The sequence below is a fragment of the Flavobacterium alkalisoli genome (genome assembly GCF_008000935.1).
In the GTDB taxonomy this organism is placed as follows: Bacteria; Bacteroidota; Bacteroidia; order Flavobacteriales; family Flavobacteriaceae; genus Flavobacterium; species Flavobacterium alkalisoli.
This window is the reverse complement of record NZ_CP042831.1, coordinates 632,072-648,123: the sequence shown is the minus strand read 5'-3', so window position 1 is coordinate 648,123 and position 16,052 is coordinate 632,072. Positions and strand designations below refer to the sequence as shown.

Sequence of the window (16,052 nt, the reverse complement as noted above, 5' to 3'; positions counted from 1 at the left end):
GAATTATTTAGCTAAAAAAATATAAACGATTATTGAACATATACCCAGTACAAAAGCAAACAGGTAAAAACCAATGCTTCCGTTCTGTAGTGTTTTGCCTTCTGCACCTAATACGTTGGCAAGTTTTCCAAGACCAAAAATAAATCCTGAAATGGCCACTTCGGTAACATTCTTAAAGAAGCTGCCCAGTGCATAAATAGGTTTAACTATTAATGCAGTGTATATCTCGTCAACATAAAATTTATTGTAAAGTACTTTGGCAAAACCTGTAATCTCGCTGTCCTGACCCGGTACAGCAGACTGTTTGATATATTTAGCGTATGCTAATCCTATACCTATTAATGCACCTACTATAGCTACTGCCATTAGCATATACTCTGTAGTACCCATGTGGTGATGCTCAGCATGTCTTGTAATTACAGGAGCAAGGTATTCGTTTAACCAACTGTTACCCGGTAGACTTATTGCCCCACCTACAGCTGCTAATACAGCAAGCACGATAAGAGGGAAAGTTATAAGTCCCGGAGACTCGTGTAAGTGTTTCTTTTGCTCTTCAGTTCCCCTAAAGTCTTTGTAGAAAGTAAGGTATAACAAACGGAACATATAGAATGCTGTCATTATTGATGCTACAGACCCAATAACCCATAACGGTTTATTGTGGTGGAAAGCTGTCATCAAAATCTCATCTTTCGAGAAGAATCCTGCAAATGGAGGTAAACCTGAAATAGCAAGGGTAGAGATAAGGAAAGTAATAAAAGTAACTTTCATAACCTTACGAAGGCCACCCATGTAACGCATATCCTGCTCGCCGTGCATAGCGTGAATTACAGAACCTGAACCAAGGAATAAACATGCTTTAAAGAATGCGTGTGTTATTACGTGGAAAACAGCAATCTCATAAGCACCTAATCCTAAAGCAAGGAACATTAAACCAAGCTGAGATACGGTAGAGTAGGCAAGTACCTTCTTAATATCGTTTTGTACAAGTCCTATAGAAGCTGCAATAAGTGATGTTACAGCACCTACAATTGCAATAATGTTTTGTATTTCGGGAGCAAGATCAAATACATAGTTTAATCTTGTAATCATAAAGATACCTGCTGTTACCATCGTTGCAGCGTGGATAAGTGCCGAAACAGGTGTAGGTCCCGCCATCGCATCCGGTAACCATGTGTAAAGAGGAATTTGTGCACTCTTACCACAAGCACCTATAAATAAACAAAGTGCAGCAATTGATAACCATGTTGGGTCTATATGATGAGAACCTGTTTCTATAACAGTTCTGATATCTGTATAATCCAGTGAGTGGAATAAATAACCAATAATAAATATACCTATAAGGAAACCAAGGTCACCTATACGGTTCATGATAAATGCCTTTTTAGCCGCATCGTTGTAATCCTGATTTTTGTACCAGAAACCGATAAGCAGGTAAGAGCATAAACCAACACCTTCCCAACCAATAAACATAATCAGTAGGTTGTTACCCATTACAAGGGTAATCATAAAGAATACGAAAAGGTTTAGGTAAGCAAAGAATTTGTGGATGTTCTCGTCATCATGCATGTAGCTGATAGAGTATACGTGGATAAGTGTACCGATACCGGTAACAAACATTAGCCAAAGTAAAGAAAGCTGATCCAACTGAAATGCAAAGTGTACATCAAAGTTTGCCAGCTTCATCCATTGAAACAGGTCTACCATAACAGCCTCTTTTGTGCTGCTTACCTGTAAAAAGAAATAAAGCGTTACGGCAAATGATATAGCCACAGCAACTGTACCCCGTATGCCCGGCAGGTTACCGCTTGATTTTTTCCCTAGAAATATGTTAATCAAAAACCCAATAAAAGGGGCGAAAAGTAGTAGTAATGCCAACTTAGTATCCATTAGGCGTTATCCTTTTAATTTTTTTAAACTATCGATATCAATATTGTTCAGGTTCCTGTAAATAGCTACAAGAATAGCTAGTCCTACGGCAACCTCTGCTGCGGCAACGGCCATAGAGAAAAATACAAATACCTGTCCGGCAGCATCCTGATGGTAAGTAGAAAAAGCAACTAATAGCAGGTTAACTGCATTAAGCATAATTTCTATAGACATGAACATCACGATTGCATTCCTTCTGTAAAGAACCCCAAATGCCCCCACACAAAATAGCAGTGTAGAAAGATAAATGTAGTTCTCAATACCTATCTGTTGTAAAATATTTTCCATACTAGCTGTTTATGTGTTCTTTTTTAGACAATAATACGGCTCCAATCATAGATACAAGAAGTAATACCGAAGCAAACTCAAACGGAACCATGTACTCGTTTAATAATACCTGACCCAGTACTTTAATAGACTGGTAATCCTGTCCTGAAACCTTATACTCGTTTATTACCGGCTGTGCCTTAACAAAAGTTGCTAAAAGTACGAACGCCACAAGGCAGAAAGACAATACGGCTGCTATTCGCGTGAGTGCCGACTTGTTCTGTTCATCTTCCTTATTGAGGTTCATGAGCATTATGGTAAAGAGCATTAATATCATAATAGCTCCGGAGTAAACGATAATATGTACAATAGCTAAGAACTGCGCATTAAACATTAAGTAATGCCCTGCTATAGAGAAAAAGCAAAGTACAAGGTAAATAGCACTGTGAATAGGGTTTTTGCTAAGAATAGTCAAAAACGCTGTTGCTAGTGTAATGGCCGATAAAATATAAAATAATGTTGTTAACATATTAATTAGCCGTTTTCATTTGAGTGTTCTTAATAGCCATGTCAAGAGGCATAACCAGTTTATCTTTTCCGTAGATGAATTCTTCCCTGTCGCTGTCAGGTTTTACCATAACTCTCGACTTAGTAAGGTAAATAGCCTGTTTAGGGCACGCCTCTTCACACAGTCCGCAAAAAATACATCTAAGCATATTAATTTCATAGATAGATGCATATTTCTCTTCTCTGTAAAGGTGCATTTCATCCGGTTTCCTTTCTTCAGCTTTCATAGTGATAGCCTCTGCAGGACATGAAAGCGCACAAAGACCACAAGCTGTACAACGCTCTCTTCCTTCCTCATCACGCATAAGCATGTGCTGACCCCTGTATACCGGACTAAGCTCCCTGGTTTGTTCAGGGTACTTAATGGTTACTTTTCTTTTAAATAAATGTCGGATGGTGATAAATAATCCTTTTACTATCGCCACAAGATAAAGGCTTTCCCAAAAAGTCATCTTTTTGTTGGAAACCTCTTTTTTTCTACCCGATAATGATATGGTTTCTATTGACATTTTATATTTTTTTAATCCGTCCTTTACAGGAGGCATTCATTTAGATACTTTTCAAGGCTTACTGAGTAAGCAAAATAACAATCCCTGTAATTATAATATTAGCTATGGCAAGCGGAATAAGCATTTGCCATCCTAAACGCATTAACTGGTCATAACGGAATCTTGGTATTGTCCAACGCACCCACATATAGAAGAATATGAAGAAGCATATTTTAGCAAACAGTACCCCTATGCCTATTATGTTAGCAGCGTTTACACCCCAATTCTCTGTAGCCCATTCTATACCAGGGTAGTTGTAGCCACCAAAATAAAGTACGGCAAGAATAGTAGAGGAAATAAACATACTCGCATATTCTGCAAACAGGTAAAAGCCCATTTTCATTGACGAATATTCAGTATGGTAACCACCTATAAGCTCGGCCTCACACTCAGCAAGGTCAAACGGCGTACGGTTAGTTTCTGCAAACGAACATACTAGGAATATAAGGAAACCTACCGGTTGGTAGAATACGTTCCAGTTCATACCGGCCTGTTGAGCCGAAATCTCTCTCAAGCTAAGAGTTCCTGTCATCATGATAAGAGCGATGATAGCAAGACCCATGGCAACCTCATAAGAAATCATTTGGGAAGAAGCACGCATGGCACTCATTAGTGAGAATTTGTTGTTAGAAGCCCATCCTCCAATCATAATACCATAAACACCTACAGAAAGTACCCCGAAGATGTAAAGCATGGCAACATTGATATCGGTAGCCTGAAGGATAATGTCACGACCAAATAAATGAAGCTTATCTCCCCAAGGGATAACAGCACTCGTCATTAAAGCCGTACTCATTGAAATGGCAGGACCCGCAACGAATAGGAACTTGTTTGGTGTGTTAGGGAAAAACTCTTCTTTGGCAAATAGTTTTAAACCATCGGCCAAGGGTTGTAGTATACCACCTTTACCGGCACGGTTAGGGCCTATACGGTCCTGTAACCATGCAGCAACTTTCCTTTCGGCCAGTGTGGCATACATTGCCATAAGCATGGTAATGGCAAATATTACAACAATAAAAATGCTTTTTTCAATTATTATTGACTGTTCCATATCTATACGTTACCTTCTTTAAAAACCTTTACTTCGCCTTCTTTAAGAGGCACTGCCGGCATACTGATTTTCTTTCTGTCCTGATCCCTTCCTAGCAGTATGTTTTTCTCTGTATCAATCTTAACAGGCTCAATGTTTCTTGTGTAGTTGTTCTGGTTGATAACAGAATCTTTTTCAAACTTCCTAGGCCCTTCAATTACCCAGTCGTTTACATCTTTATGGTCAAAACGGCACTCGTTACAGATAAATTCTTCCACTTCGTGGTATTCATCTTTACGTGCAGTAACCCTTTGTATTTCGTTACCAAACATCCATAGGGTAGTTTTACCACAGCATTTATCACAGTTTCTGTGTGCATTGAACGGTTTGTTAAACCATACCCTTTGCTTAAAACGGAAAGTTTTATCAGTAAGTGCTCCTACAGGACAAACATCTATCATGTTTCCTGAGAACTCATTGTCTATAGCTTTTGAGATACAGGTAGAGATTTGAGAATGATCTCCTCGGTTTACCACACCGTGAACCCTGTTATCTGTAAGTTGGTCGGCAGTCATTACACAACGGTAGCAAAGTATACAACGGTTCATGTGAAGCTGTATCTTGTCACCAATGTTTTCCGGTTCAAACCTTCTTCTGTCTTCTATATAGCGTGTTTTAGCAGATCCGTGCTTAAAGCTAAGGTTCTGTAAATCACATTCACCTGCCTGGTCGCAAATAGGGCAGTCAAGCGGGTGGTTTATTAATAGGAATTCGGTAACCGATTTTCTGGCATCAAGCACTCTTTCAGATGAGATACTTTTTACCTCCATACCATCCATAACACCTGTTACACACGATGCCATTAGTTTTGGCATTGGTCTTGGGTCGGCTTCACTACCTTTAGAAACCTCTACTAAACAGCAACGGCATTTACCACCGCTACCTTTTAGTTTAGAGTAGTAGCACATTGCCGGCGGTACAGATTCGCCGCCTATCATTCTTGCAGCCTGCAGGATGGTGGTCCCCGGTTCTACATTTATTTCCTGACCGTCTATTGTTACTTTCATAATTATTAAGCCCCCTAAACCCCCAACGGGGGAACTCGGGTAATTAAATTTTACTTACGTTGTGCCTCTCTCCTCCCTTTGGGGAGGCCGGGAGGGGCCTATATTTCCTGCTTTGCTACCAGGTGTCTTACCTTATCAAAAGGCTCGGCAACAAAGTGATCTCTGTTCTTAACTTTTTCTGGGAAACGAACGTGATATTCAAACTCCTCCCTAAAGTGGCGTATAGCTGCCGCTACCGGCCATGCTGCTGCATCTCCAAGAGGGCAAATGGTATTGCCTTCAATTTTTCTCTGGATATCCCATAGCAGTTCAATATCTTCTTCACGGCCGTGGCCTGTTTCAATTCTGTGAAGTACTTTCTCCATCCATCCTGTACCTTCACGGCAAGGCGAACACTGTCCGCAGCTTTCGTGGTGGTAAAAACGGGAGAAGTTCCATGTGTTGCGAACGATACAGGTAGTGTCGTTATAAACGATAAAACCACCTGAACCAAGCATAGAGCCAGACTGGAATCCACCTTCGCTTAATGACTCATAAGACATTAAACGGTCACCTCCTTCTGCATTCTTATAAATAAGGTGAGCAGGAAGAATTGGCACTGATGAACCTCCCGGCACTAATGCTTTTAACGGCCTGTCGTCCATCATACCTCCAAGGTATTCGTCCGAGTTCATAAACTCATCTACGCTAAGGCCAAGTTCTATTTCGTATACACCAGGGTTTTTAATGTGACCTGAAGCAGAGATTAGTTTTGTTCCTGTAGATCTGCCAATACCTATTTTAGCATATTCTTCTCCGGTATTGTTTACAATCCAGGGTACTGCTGCAATAGATTCAACATTGTTTACCACTGTAGGGTTTGCCCATAAACCACTTACCGCAGGGAACGGTGGCTTAATTCTCGGGTTACCTCTTTTACCTTCAAGCGATTCTATAAGGGCAGTTTCCTCACCACATATATATGCTCCGGCACCACAGTGTACGTGCAGGTCAAGGTCGTAACCAGAACCTAATATATTTTTACCCAGCCATCCTGCAGCATAGGCTTCTTTAATTGCGTTTTCCAATATGCGGTACACCCACATATATTCTCCACGAATGTAGATGTAAGAAAGGTTACAGCCCAGTGCATAACTTGAAGTGATCATACCTTCAATAAGCAGGTGAGGGATATACTCCATAAGGAAACGGTCTTTAAAAGTTCCCGGCTCCGACTCATCCGCATTGCACACAAGGTGTCTTGGCTTTCCTGATTTTTTGTCAATAAAACTCCATTTCATACCGGTAGGGAAACCTGCCCCTCCGCGTCCTCTAAGTCCTGAAGTTTTAACTTCTTCCACAACTTCATCCGGAGTCATGCTTTTTATAGCTTTCTCTACAGAGCGGTACCCCCCGTTTTGGCGATACACTTCGTAGGTTTTAATACCCGGTATGTTTGCGTGTTCTAATAATATTTTTCTAGCCATTGTTACTTGGTATAATGGTCCTTATTAGTGTAAATTAACTTTGCCGTTCCTGCAATCCTCTATAATCTCATCTACTTTTTCTTTAGTAAGATGTTCTTTATAGTAATCTCCCAGCTGCATCATTGGTGCATAACCACAAGCGCCAAGGCACTCAACACCCACTACGGTAAACATACCGTCCGGAGTTGTTTCGCCCTCCTTAATGCCTAACTTTTCACAAGTGTAGTCCATAAGGTTTTCGGCACCGCGAATTGCACAGCAGGATGTTCTGCAAAATTCAAACATGTACTTGCCTATAGGCTTTTGATTAAACATGGTGTAAAACGAAACCACCTCATAAACCTCGATAGGTTTAATTTCCAGTATTTCGGCAACCTTGTCCTGAAGCTCTATGCTCAGCCAGTTATCGTGAGCATCCTGTACCTCGTGAAGTACCGGAAGCAAAGCCGATTTTTTCTTATCGGCAGGGTAGTGGCTTAATAATTCGTTGATGCGCTCCGTTAGTTTCGCATCTATATTTATAACCTGTTTTGCGTTTGAAATCTCCATAGTCATTAAGCGTCTAATTCGCCTGCAATTACATTGAGGCTTGATAGTGTTGCGATTGCATCAGAAAGCATTTGTCCTCTAACCATATCATTAAAGGCCTGGTAATATATAAAGCACGGCCTTCTGAAATGTAATCTGTATGGTGTACGGCTTCCGTCGGTAATAAGGTAGAAACCAAGTTCTCCGTTACCGCCTTCCACTGCGTGGTATACTTCAGTTTTTGGTACAGGCACTTCACCCATAACAATCTTAAAGTGGTATATAAGTGCCTCCATGTTGTTGTAAACATCTTCTTTAGGAGGCAGGTAGTAATCCGGTACATTAGCATGGTAAGGGCCTTCCGGAAGCTTCTCTAAAGCCTGACGGATAATGCTCAAACTTTCCCAGACTTCTGCATTACGCACACAGAACCTGTCGTATGTATCTCCTGATTTACCTACCGGTACATTAAATTCGAAATCTTCATAAGAGCTGTATGGTGTCATAACACGAACATCATAGTCAATGCCCGCAGCCCTTAGGTTAGGGCCTGTAAAACCATAGCTCATTGCTTTTTCTGCAGAAATAGGGCCTACATTAATGGTACGGTCCATAAAAATCCTGTTACGGGTAAGCAGGTTTTCAAATTCTGTCCAGATAGCAGGGAATTCCTCAAGGAATTCGTTTATCTTTCTGAAAGCGGCAGGACTCCAGTCTCTTTCAAATCCACCTATACGACCCATATTGGTTGTAAGGCGGGCACCGCAAATCTCTTCGTATATCTCGTATATTTTTTCCCTGTACTGGAAAACGTATAAGAAACCTGTAAGCGCACCGGTATCTACACCAAGTACCGAGTTACATATAATGTGGTCTGCAATACGTGCCAGCTCCATTATAATTACCCTAAGGTACTGTACTCTTTTAGGAACTTCTATATCAAGAGCCTTTTCCAGCGTCATCCACCATCCCATATTATTAATAGGAGCAGAGCAGTAGTTCATCCTGTCTGTTAGCGGAGTGATTTGGTAAAACGGCCTGTTTTCTGCAATTTTTTCAAATGCACGGTGAATGTACCCTACAGTACCTTCGCCATCCAGTATCCTTTCGCCATCCATTAACAGGATGTTTTGGAAAATACCGTGGGTAGCAGGGTGCGTAGGCCCAAGGTTAAGCACAGATAGTTCGCTGCCATCTTCATTGCGCCTTTCCTCAATCTGTTTGGCGTAGCGGTGTTCTGGTGGTAATAACAGGTCTGACATTTTATATCAAAAATTATTTCAGGTTATTATTAGCATTATCCGGAGTCCTACCAAAGAAACGGTCGTCCTTATCGGTACGGCCACCATCTTCAAGAGGGAACTCTTTTCTCATTGGGAACGATTCCATTTCGTCCATATTAAGTATCCTTTTAAGCTGCGGATGACCTTTAAATATAATGCCGTAAAAATCATACGTTTCACGCTCCTGCCAGTTAGCGCCTAAAAACAGGTTGGTAGCTGTTTCTATCTCAGGGTTGTCGCCGTTTAAGAAGCATTTAAACCTGATGCGCACGTTATCCATCCAGTTGTGCATGTGGTATACCACAGCAAACTGCCTCTCTTTTTCAGAGTCAGGGTAGTGCACGCCGCAAATGTCGGTTAGGAAGTTGAAGCGTAAAACGTCGTCTTCTTTTAGAAAACGCATTACCTCGTTCATGGAATCAGAGGCAACTTCAAAGGAAAATATATCTTTTTGCTGGATAAATCCGGTTACATTGTCACCAAATTTTGCTGTAAGCTTGTCCTGTATAACAGATGTTTCTAAAGCCATTACTTTATGAAATATTATAAGAAGCTAATAATTCTTTATACTCAGGAGAATTTCTTCTTCTAACTGATTCTGATTTAACGATTTCCTGAAGCTGCATTATGCCTTCAAGAATCTGCTCAGGCCTTGGCGGGCATCCCGGTACATAAACGTCTACCGGTATTACCTTATCAATACCCTGAAGTACAGAGTACGTGTCAAATATACCACCTGATGATGCGCAGGCACCTACAGCGATTACCCATCTTGGTTCGCTCATCTGCTCATAAACCTGACGAAGGATAGGGGCCATTTTCTTAGCAATGGTACCCATAACCAAAAGCATGTCTGCCTGACGAGGAGAGAAGCTCATACGCTCTGATCCGAAACGTGCCACATCATAGTGTGATGCCATGGTTGCCATGAACTCAATACCGCAGCATGATGTTGCAAACGGAAGAGGCCATAATGAGTTAGCACGGGCAAGACCCACTACTGAGTCAAGCTTTGTTGCAAAAAATCCGTTTCCTTCCACTCCTTCGGGAGCGTCTACTAATTTTATATCTGATGAATTGCTCATAGTAATTTAATTTTGATTATCAGGTAATTATGCCTCAAAAAGCATACCTAATACTATTCCCACTCCAGTCCTTTTTTCTTAATTACATAAAAGAAGCCTACAACTAGAAGCAGCATAAAGATGCCCATTTTGTAAAAGCCTTCAAATCCCATATCGCGGAAATTTACGGCCCACGGATACATGAAAATTACCTCTACATCAAATAATACAAATAGTATGGCAACTAAGAAGTATTTTACTGAGAAGGGTATACGCGCATTACCTACGGATTCTATACCACATTCAAAGTTTTTATCCTTGTTTACCGATTGCCTTTTTGGTCCTAAAAAGTTAGAAACAATAATGGTCGCAACCACAAAGCCCACGGCAAGCGCCATTTGCATAAATATAGGGAAATAGTCTACCTGATTTGTTTGCATAACTGGGTTAAATTATTAAATCAATTCACAAATATACATGTCCTGCCTGAACTATTTAAAGGATTTGCTCATTGATGAGTCCTATTGGCTTAATTTTTATTTAGAACTAATAAAAATAAAAACTATATTGTTTTCAATCAGAATATTGAATGTTTAAAAATAGATTTTAGATGTTAATTTATTCTTAAAAAAATATTTAAAAAAATGATTTTAAGTGTGTTATTAACAAAAAAAGCCGCTCTATAACAGAGCGGCTTAAGCCTAATAGGTAATCGATAATATTTTTATATTAGTCAATAGCTACTACCTGAGCAGCTACTTTACCTTTTCTTCCTTCTTCTTCTTCATAGCTTACTTTGTCACCTTCACGAAGATCCTCCGTTTTGATTCCTGTAGCATGAACGAAAATGTCTTTTCCTGTTTCGTCGTCTGTAATGAATCCGTAACCTTTAGACTCATTGAAAAATTTTACTTTGCCTGTGCGCATTGTGTAATAAAAAAATAATTAATAATGGGTCAAAGATAAACTTATTTATGACACCGCAAAGAAAAAATGTTAAAATTTTTTTATAATTATTATTTTACATTGAATTTATTATAAAATTTTAAACTTATAATTGGAAAGACCAGTTTACTATTAAATTAAAGGCATTAGTTTTTACCTTATTTTCATTTATATGTTTCATATCACTTATATCAGTGAGGCCATAATTGTGTCTTAATTCAACACTCAGAGCCTGAGTTTGAGATAATGCAAATTTTGTTCCTATACCCAGATTAATGCCAAAATCCATCGTTTTAAAATTGGCTTCGCTATCACCGTCAGTTGTTTTATCACCGTCAAGAGTATAACTGTCGTCAATAAATACAGATGCATATGGACCGGCATTAATAAATATTTTTTTACTCTCACCTATATAATACCTTATATCTAAAGGTATTGTAATATAATGTAAAGTACCTCTAAAAGTTATTTCGCCAGTTTGAAAAGCAGGGTCTACGATAGGATCGAAATTTCCTTGAAACCCGTCAAATACTATATCCTGTTTAAAGGTTTTTCGTTCGTAATTTATATTAGCTAAAATTGAAAACTGACGGCTAACCGGGTGTTCAAAAGATACACCTGCCATAAAGTTAAATGCATATTTGTTTTTGTCTGCAGCTTCATTTCCTCTTATGTTGGACAAAGTAGGACCTACGTTAAATCCTACAGAAGGTCTTTCTATATCATCACTTTGAGCTTTTACAGTTGTTGATATAAATGTAAAGCACAGTAAGAATAATAAGTTTTTCATGTTTATTTAAGCTGTATATGTAATTCTTTAAGCTGTGCATCATCAATAGTTGATGGTGCATCAATCATTACATCGCGGCCTGAATTGTTTTTAGGGAATGCAATAAAGTCACGTATTGTTTCCTGTCCGCCAAGTATAGCAACAAGCCTGTCAAAACCAAAAGCAAGTCCGCCATGAGGAGGTGCACCATACTGGAAAGCATCCATAAGGAAACCAAACTGTGCTTTAGCCTGCTCTTCGGTAAAACCAAGATATTTAAACATCAGTTGTTGTGTAGCTTTGTCATGTATTCTTATAGATCCGCCACCTATTTCATTTCCGTTAAGTACAAGGTCATAAGCGTTAGCCCTAACTTTAGCCGGTTCGGTTTCCAGTAACGGGATATCGTTTGGTTTTGGCGATGTGAACGGGTGGTGCATAGCGTGGAATCTTTCTGTTTCCTCATCCCATTCTAATAGAGGGAAGTCTACTACCCAAAGCGGAGCAAACTCTTCCGGTTTTCTTAAACCTAAACGGGTTGCAAGTTCCATACGTAAAGCACTTAGGCGAGTACGTGTTTTAAATTCATCGCCCGAAAGTACTAATATAAGGTCACCTTCTTTAGCGCCTGTAGCTTCGGCCCATTTTTTAAGATCTTCCTGGTCGTAGAATTTATCTACAGATGATTTATAGGTTCCGCCTTCTTCACATTTAACATATACCATTCCGCTGGCACCTACCTGAGGGCGTTTAACCCAGTCAATAAGTCCGTCTATTTCTTTTCTGGTATAAGCGGCACCGCCCGGTACGGCAATACCCACAACAAGTTCTGAACTGTTGAATACACCAAAATCCTTATGTTGGGCAACTTCGTTCAGTTCTCCAAATTCCATTCCAAAACGGATGTCCGGTTTGTCGTTACCATATTTTTTCATGGCTTCATCATAGGTCATTCTTGGGAATGCGCCTACTTCAATGCCTTTAAGTTCTTTTAATAAGTGGCGTGTTAAGCCTTCAAATATCTGGATAATATCTTCCTGCTCCACAAAAGCCATTTCGCAGTCTATCTGTGTAAATTCCGGCTGTCTGTCGGCTCTTAAATCCTCATCACGAAAACACTTAACGATCTGGAAGTATTTATCCATACCGCCTACCATAAGCAATTGCTTAAATGTTTGTGGTGATTGCGGAAGTGCATAGAACTGTCCTTCGTTCATTCTTGAAGGTACAACAAAGTCACGTGCTCCTTCCGGAGTAGATTTGATAAGAACCGGAGTTTCTACCTCGATAAAGCCTTGTCCTGAAAGGTAATTTCTAACCTCCATTGCCACTTTGTGACGGAAAAGAAGACTGTTTTTTACCGGGTTACGGCGTATATCCAGGTAACGGTATTTCATACGGATATCTTCACCACCGTCTGTTTCGTCTTCAATCGTAAACGGAGGGATTTGTGAAGCATTAAGTATAGTAAGCTCTTTTACCAGGATTTCTATTTCTCCTGTAGCCATGTTCGGGTTTTTAGACTCGCGCTCTATAACAGTACCTTTTACCTGTATAACAAATTCACGGCCTAATGTTGCAGCAAGTTCAAAAACTTCTTTTTGTGTTCTTGCCTCGTCAAATATTAACTGCGTAATGCCATAACGGTCTCTAAGGTCGGCCCATATAAGGAAACCTTTGTTACGCGTTTTTTGTACCCATCCTGCTAAAGTTACTTCCTGACTGATATGCGAAGCGTTAAGCTCTCCGCAATTATGACTTCTATACATTATCTCAATTAATTTTAGATGTGCAAATTTAGCAACAATTACCAATTATGCTCATACTTAGGCAGTCAAAATAAATTATTTTAGAAATATACCTTTATATATAAGGAGAGGATTTAATGTAATACATCAATATTGTAGGTTAAATCTTAAAATATTGAGTTTTTAATGTAAACTTAATGTTAAGTTAAAGAATTTTTTATGTAAAACAAAAAATCTCCGAAAGGCTTAGTATTTACTGGTGTTTCAGTGTAAATTGTACAATATGTGTATGTTAAATTTTATTTCAATGTTACCAAATTGTTAAGTCAATGTATATTTAGTGTAAAATAATTTTGTATATTCGTAGTAATAATAGTAAATATAAATACAAAACGAGATATGAAAAAGATAATTATTGCCGGATTGCTGTTATCAGCATGTTTTGTTACAGCACAAGAGACTCCAAAGCCAAAATATGAATTAGAAAGCCAAACTGTTAAAGCAACTTTTTATTATGATAACGGACAGGTTAAACAACAGGGTTATTATAATAAGGATGGTAAGCTTCACGGACAGTGGGTGGCTTATAATGCAGACGGAACCAAACAGGCGATAGGAGAGTATGTAAATGGAGAAAAAACAGGAAAATGGTTCTTTTGGACCGGGTCTATCCTTAACGAGGTAGATTATAATGACAGCAGGATCGCAGATATTAAGAAGTGGTCTAAAGAAGCTGTAGTTTTAAATAAGTAAGTCGTTAAAAAACTTATTTATTGAAAAAGGCTGTAAGGATTATACTTACAGCCTTTTTTTGTAAAAAATAGAATACACTAACTCAAGATACGGCTGTGGCCGTAAATTACTTTTTATATTGTTTGCTACTTAGAAACTGTAGGCTTTGTTTTTCCTACTTTTTTGTTTCTTCGTCCCCACCATATAAGGAAGCCAGTAACCGGTAGCATACCCGCTATAAAGCTGGCTATAAAGACAATTATCTTACCCGGAATGCCAAGTATGGCACCCACATGTATATCGTAGTTTGCCGTAATAAGTTTTTCACCAAAGTTCTTTTCGCTGTGGTTGCGCTTATGTAATAATTCACCGGTGTATTGGTCAAACATAAGCTGGTGGTATACATAATATTTACCCGGATATTGCTGTACATATACATCAATAACTCCTTTGTCTTCCACTGGTTTGCCTATACTGTAAGCATCGGCATCGCTATATTGTTTTTCGGTATAGGCACATGCTTTATCAAAAGCGATGTCTTTATCATTATTACTTATAACCGACTCTTTCTTTACGACCTCGGGAGGTGTTATGCTTTGCGAACCTGCCACATAAACGATTGCCTGAAACCAGGTAAATGCCCAAACCATTCCGGTAAAGGCAATTATAATCACTATGACAGAAATGTAAAAACCAAGGATGTTGTGAAGGTCATAGTTTTTCCTGCGCCACTGTGTAGAATCTTTCCACTGGAATTTAAAGCGCTGTTTGCGGGCTGCCTTATTTTTAGGCCACCATAGTATAATACCTGTAATAAGCATTATTACAAAAATAAAGGTACCCCAACCTACTATGGGCTGGCCAATCTCGGTTTTAAGTAAAAGGCTCCAGTGAAGCATCTTTACAATATTAAAGAAATCCATCTTCTCATTGTAAATGCCAAGTACTTTACCGGTATAAGGATCGGTATATACCTTATAATAGTATTCAACGGTATTAAAATACCATATGGATTCTGATTCAGGACTTGCCTTAAAGCAATGAAACTCCAGCGATTTTTCAGGGTTTTTATAAACGTGAACATCGTTTATCTGAATGCTGTCGCCAATTGCTTTTTGTGTTTGTTTCCATAGTGCACTTACAGGCAGACGGTTTTCCTTAACCTCAGGAACGTAAATCTCATCACTTCGCTGCCACTCTACAATTTCCTGACTGAATACATAAATGCATCCTGTTACGGCAAGGAACAAAACCATGAGGCCGGAGGTTAACCCCAGCCATAAGTGCATTTTACCTATCCAATGCTTAAAGCCTTTCTTTTTACCTTTCTTTTTGCTCATAAACTTTTATCCTAAAGGAATAGCATAAGTGGCACAATGCCATATAAACTGATATTCTTTACCGTTATAATTTCCCGGAATTTCTTCTTTTGTTGTTACCTCAAGAATATATTTTGTTTTCCAAGGGAATGTAAACTGTACCTGTCCGTTTTCATCTGTCCATACTTTTTTAGACCAAAGGTCTGAAATAAATACGGTCACTTCCTGTCCTTTTACAGGCTCACCTTTATAAAGCACTTTTAAGGTAGCTTGCCCTTTTTCTTTGTGCTCTTTTTTAGTAATGTCTACAATTGTTAGCCCTTCAGGGTTAATAGCCGCTGTCTGGGCAGGTTTGTTACCTACTTCTACCTTTGCTACAGAATGGTAATGTGTTTTTGAATATACCAAAGTCATACTGGGTATAGTCTATAACATCAATTTCATTATTATTTAGTACAACAGTGTAAGTACCGTTTGTTTTAGGGGTAAAGTAGCCTGTGTAAAAAGTTTCTCCCGGAGTTACCATAAGCTGTTGTTTTTCTCCGCTAGGGGAAACAACCCATACCGTAAACTTTTTCATTTTACCAAAGGCTTCCTCGTTTACTTTTTCGATTACATTATAAGTGTATTCGCCAAAATAAACTTTTACTTCCTGTTTTTGGTTTACTTTACCTGTTTGTGCGGTTTCAACCCACATAAAGTGTGCAAAAGACTTTGCAGAAACCATAAATAATAATAGTAATAAAACTGACTTTTTCATATTCTCTTTAAATTACGACATCCCTCCCGAAAC

The 16,052-nt window shown here is 39.1% G+C and carries 19 protein-coding genes; 1 reads left to right on the top strand and 18 read right to left on the bottom strand.

What is annotated here, in order from left to right:
- Positions 1-3: 3 nt before the first annotated feature.
- The 15 genes from nuoL to aspS form a co-directional block, all read right to left on the bottom strand.
- A complete protein-coding gene (nuoL, locus tag FUA48_RS02705) occupies positions 4-1,887 on the bottom strand; it encodes an NADH-quinone oxidoreductase subunit L (RefSeq protein WP_147581994.1) in 1,884 nt (627 codons plus the stop codon).
- A 6-nt stretch (positions 1,888-1,893) separates the two neighbouring features.
- Positions 1,894-2,214 (bottom strand): NADH-quinone oxidoreductase subunit NuoK, encoded by a 321-nt coding sequence (gene nuoK / locus FUA48_RS02700; protein WP_129752227.1) that lies wholly within the window; start codon positions 2,212-2,214, stop codon positions 1,894-1,896.
- A gap of 1 nt (position 2,215) precedes the next feature.
- Positions 2,216-2,722: an NADH-quinone oxidoreductase subunit J family protein gene (locus tag FUA48_RS02695; protein WP_165357705.1), complete on the bottom strand. Its 507-nt coding sequence runs from the start codon at positions 2,720-2,722 to the stop codon at positions 2,216-2,218.
- 1 nt (position 2,723) lies between these two features.
- On the bottom strand, positions 2,724-3,269 hold the full coding sequence (locus FUA48_RS02690; RefSeq protein ID WP_147581993.1) for a NuoI/complex I 23 kDa subunit family protein: 546 nt from the start codon (positions 3,267-3,269) through the stop codon (positions 2,724-2,726).
- A gap of 58 nt (positions 3,270-3,327) precedes the next feature.
- Complete coding sequence (gene nuoH, locus FUA48_RS02685) at positions 3,328-4,359, bottom strand: NADH-quinone oxidoreductase subunit NuoH (protein WP_129752224.1); 1,032 nt, start codon at positions 4,357-4,359, stop codon at positions 3,328-3,330.
- Positions 4,360-4,361: 2 nt separating this feature from the next.
- Entirely contained in the window at positions 4,362-5,405 is a 1,044-nt protein-coding gene (locus FUA48_RS02680; RefSeq protein WP_129752223.1) for a 2Fe-2S iron-sulfur cluster-binding protein, read from the bottom strand.
- A 98-nt stretch (positions 5,406-5,503) separates the two neighbouring features.
- On the bottom strand, positions 5,504-6,871 hold the full coding sequence (nuoF, locus tag FUA48_RS02675) for an NADH-quinone oxidoreductase subunit NuoF (protein WP_147581992.1): 1,368 nt from the start codon (positions 6,869-6,871) through the stop codon (positions 5,504-5,506).
- A 24-nt stretch (positions 6,872-6,895) separates the two neighbouring features.
- Positions 6,896-7,420 carry an NADH-quinone oxidoreductase subunit NuoE family protein gene (locus FUA48_RS02670; protein WP_129752221.1) on the bottom strand — a complete coding sequence of 175 codons (525 nt, stop codon included), beginning with the start codon at positions 7,418-7,420 and terminating at the stop codon, positions 6,896-6,898.
- Positions 7,421-7,425: 5 nt separating this feature from the next.
- Positions 7,426-8,661 carry an NADH-quinone oxidoreductase subunit D gene (locus FUA48_RS02665; RefSeq protein ID WP_147581991.1) on the bottom strand — a complete coding sequence of 412 codons (1,236 nt, stop codon included), beginning with the start codon at positions 8,659-8,661 and terminating at the stop codon, positions 7,426-7,428.
- Positions 8,662-8,674: 13 nt separating this feature from the next.
- On the bottom strand, positions 8,675-9,211 hold the full coding sequence (locus tag FUA48_RS02660; protein WP_129752219.1) for an NADH-quinone oxidoreductase subunit C: 537 nt from the start codon (positions 9,209-9,211) through the stop codon (positions 8,675-8,677).
- Between the two features lie 4 nt (positions 9,212-9,215).
- On the bottom strand, positions 9,216-9,767 hold the full coding sequence (locus FUA48_RS02655; RefSeq protein WP_129752218.1) for an NADH-quinone oxidoreductase subunit B: 552 nt from the start codon (positions 9,765-9,767) through the stop codon (positions 9,216-9,218).
- A gap of 53 nt (positions 9,768-9,820) precedes the next feature.
- Positions 9,821-10,186 (bottom strand): NADH-quinone oxidoreductase subunit A, encoded by a 366-nt coding sequence (locus FUA48_RS02650; RefSeq protein WP_147581990.1) that lies wholly within the window; start codon positions 10,184-10,186, stop codon positions 9,821-9,823.
- A gap of 289 nt (positions 10,187-10,475) precedes the next feature.
- Positions 10,476-10,673: a cold-shock protein gene (locus FUA48_RS02645; protein ID WP_129752216.1), complete on the bottom strand. Its 198-nt coding sequence runs from the start codon at positions 10,671-10,673 to the stop codon at positions 10,476-10,478.
- Positions 10,674-10,797: 124 nt separating this feature from the next.
- Positions 10,798-11,481, bottom strand: coding sequence for a porin family protein (locus tag FUA48_RS02640; RefSeq protein ID WP_147581989.1), 684 nt, complete (start codon positions 11,479-11,481; stop codon positions 10,798-10,800).
- Positions 11,482-11,483: 2 nt separating this feature from the next.
- Entirely contained in the window at positions 11,484-13,229 is a 1,746-nt protein-coding gene (gene aspS / locus FUA48_RS02635) for an aspartate--tRNA ligase (protein ID WP_147581988.1), read from the bottom strand.
- Between the two features lie 378 nt (positions 13,230-13,607).
- On the opposite strand from aspS, the gene FUA48_RS02630 reads away from it, so the two are divergent.
- The gene (locus FUA48_RS02630; protein ID WP_147581987.1) at positions 13,608-13,961 is read left to right on the top strand and encodes a toxin-antitoxin system YwqK family antitoxin; all 354 of its coding nucleotides are present in this window, start codon (positions 13,608-13,610) and stop codon (positions 13,959-13,961) included.
- Positions 13,962-14,086: 125 nt separating this feature from the next.
- On the opposite strand, the gene FUA48_RS02625 is transcribed toward FUA48_RS02630, so the two are convergent.
- Genes FUA48_RS02625 through FUA48_RS18620 form a run of 3 tightly spaced genes read right to left on the bottom strand, consistent with a single transcriptional unit; the run spans position 14,087 to position 16,019 of the window.
- Positions 14,087-15,280, bottom strand: a complete 1,194-nt coding sequence (locus tag FUA48_RS02625; protein WP_147581986.1) for a PepSY-associated TM helix domain-containing protein — start codon at positions 15,278-15,280, stop codon at positions 14,087-14,089.
- 6 nt (positions 15,281-15,286) lie between these two features.
- Positions 15,287-15,667 (bottom strand): DUF4198 domain-containing protein, encoded by a 381-nt coding sequence (locus FUA48_RS18625; protein ID WP_317130702.1) that lies wholly within the window; start codon positions 15,665-15,667, stop codon positions 15,287-15,289.
- Positions 15,615-16,019: a hypothetical protein gene (locus FUA48_RS18620; RefSeq protein WP_317130701.1), complete on the bottom strand. Its 405-nt coding sequence runs from the start codon at positions 16,017-16,019 to the stop codon at positions 15,615-15,617. The genes FUA48_RS18625 and FUA48_RS18620 overlap by 53 nt, the downstream gene beginning before the upstream one ends.
- Between the last annotated feature and the right edge of the window lie 33 nt (positions 16,020-16,052).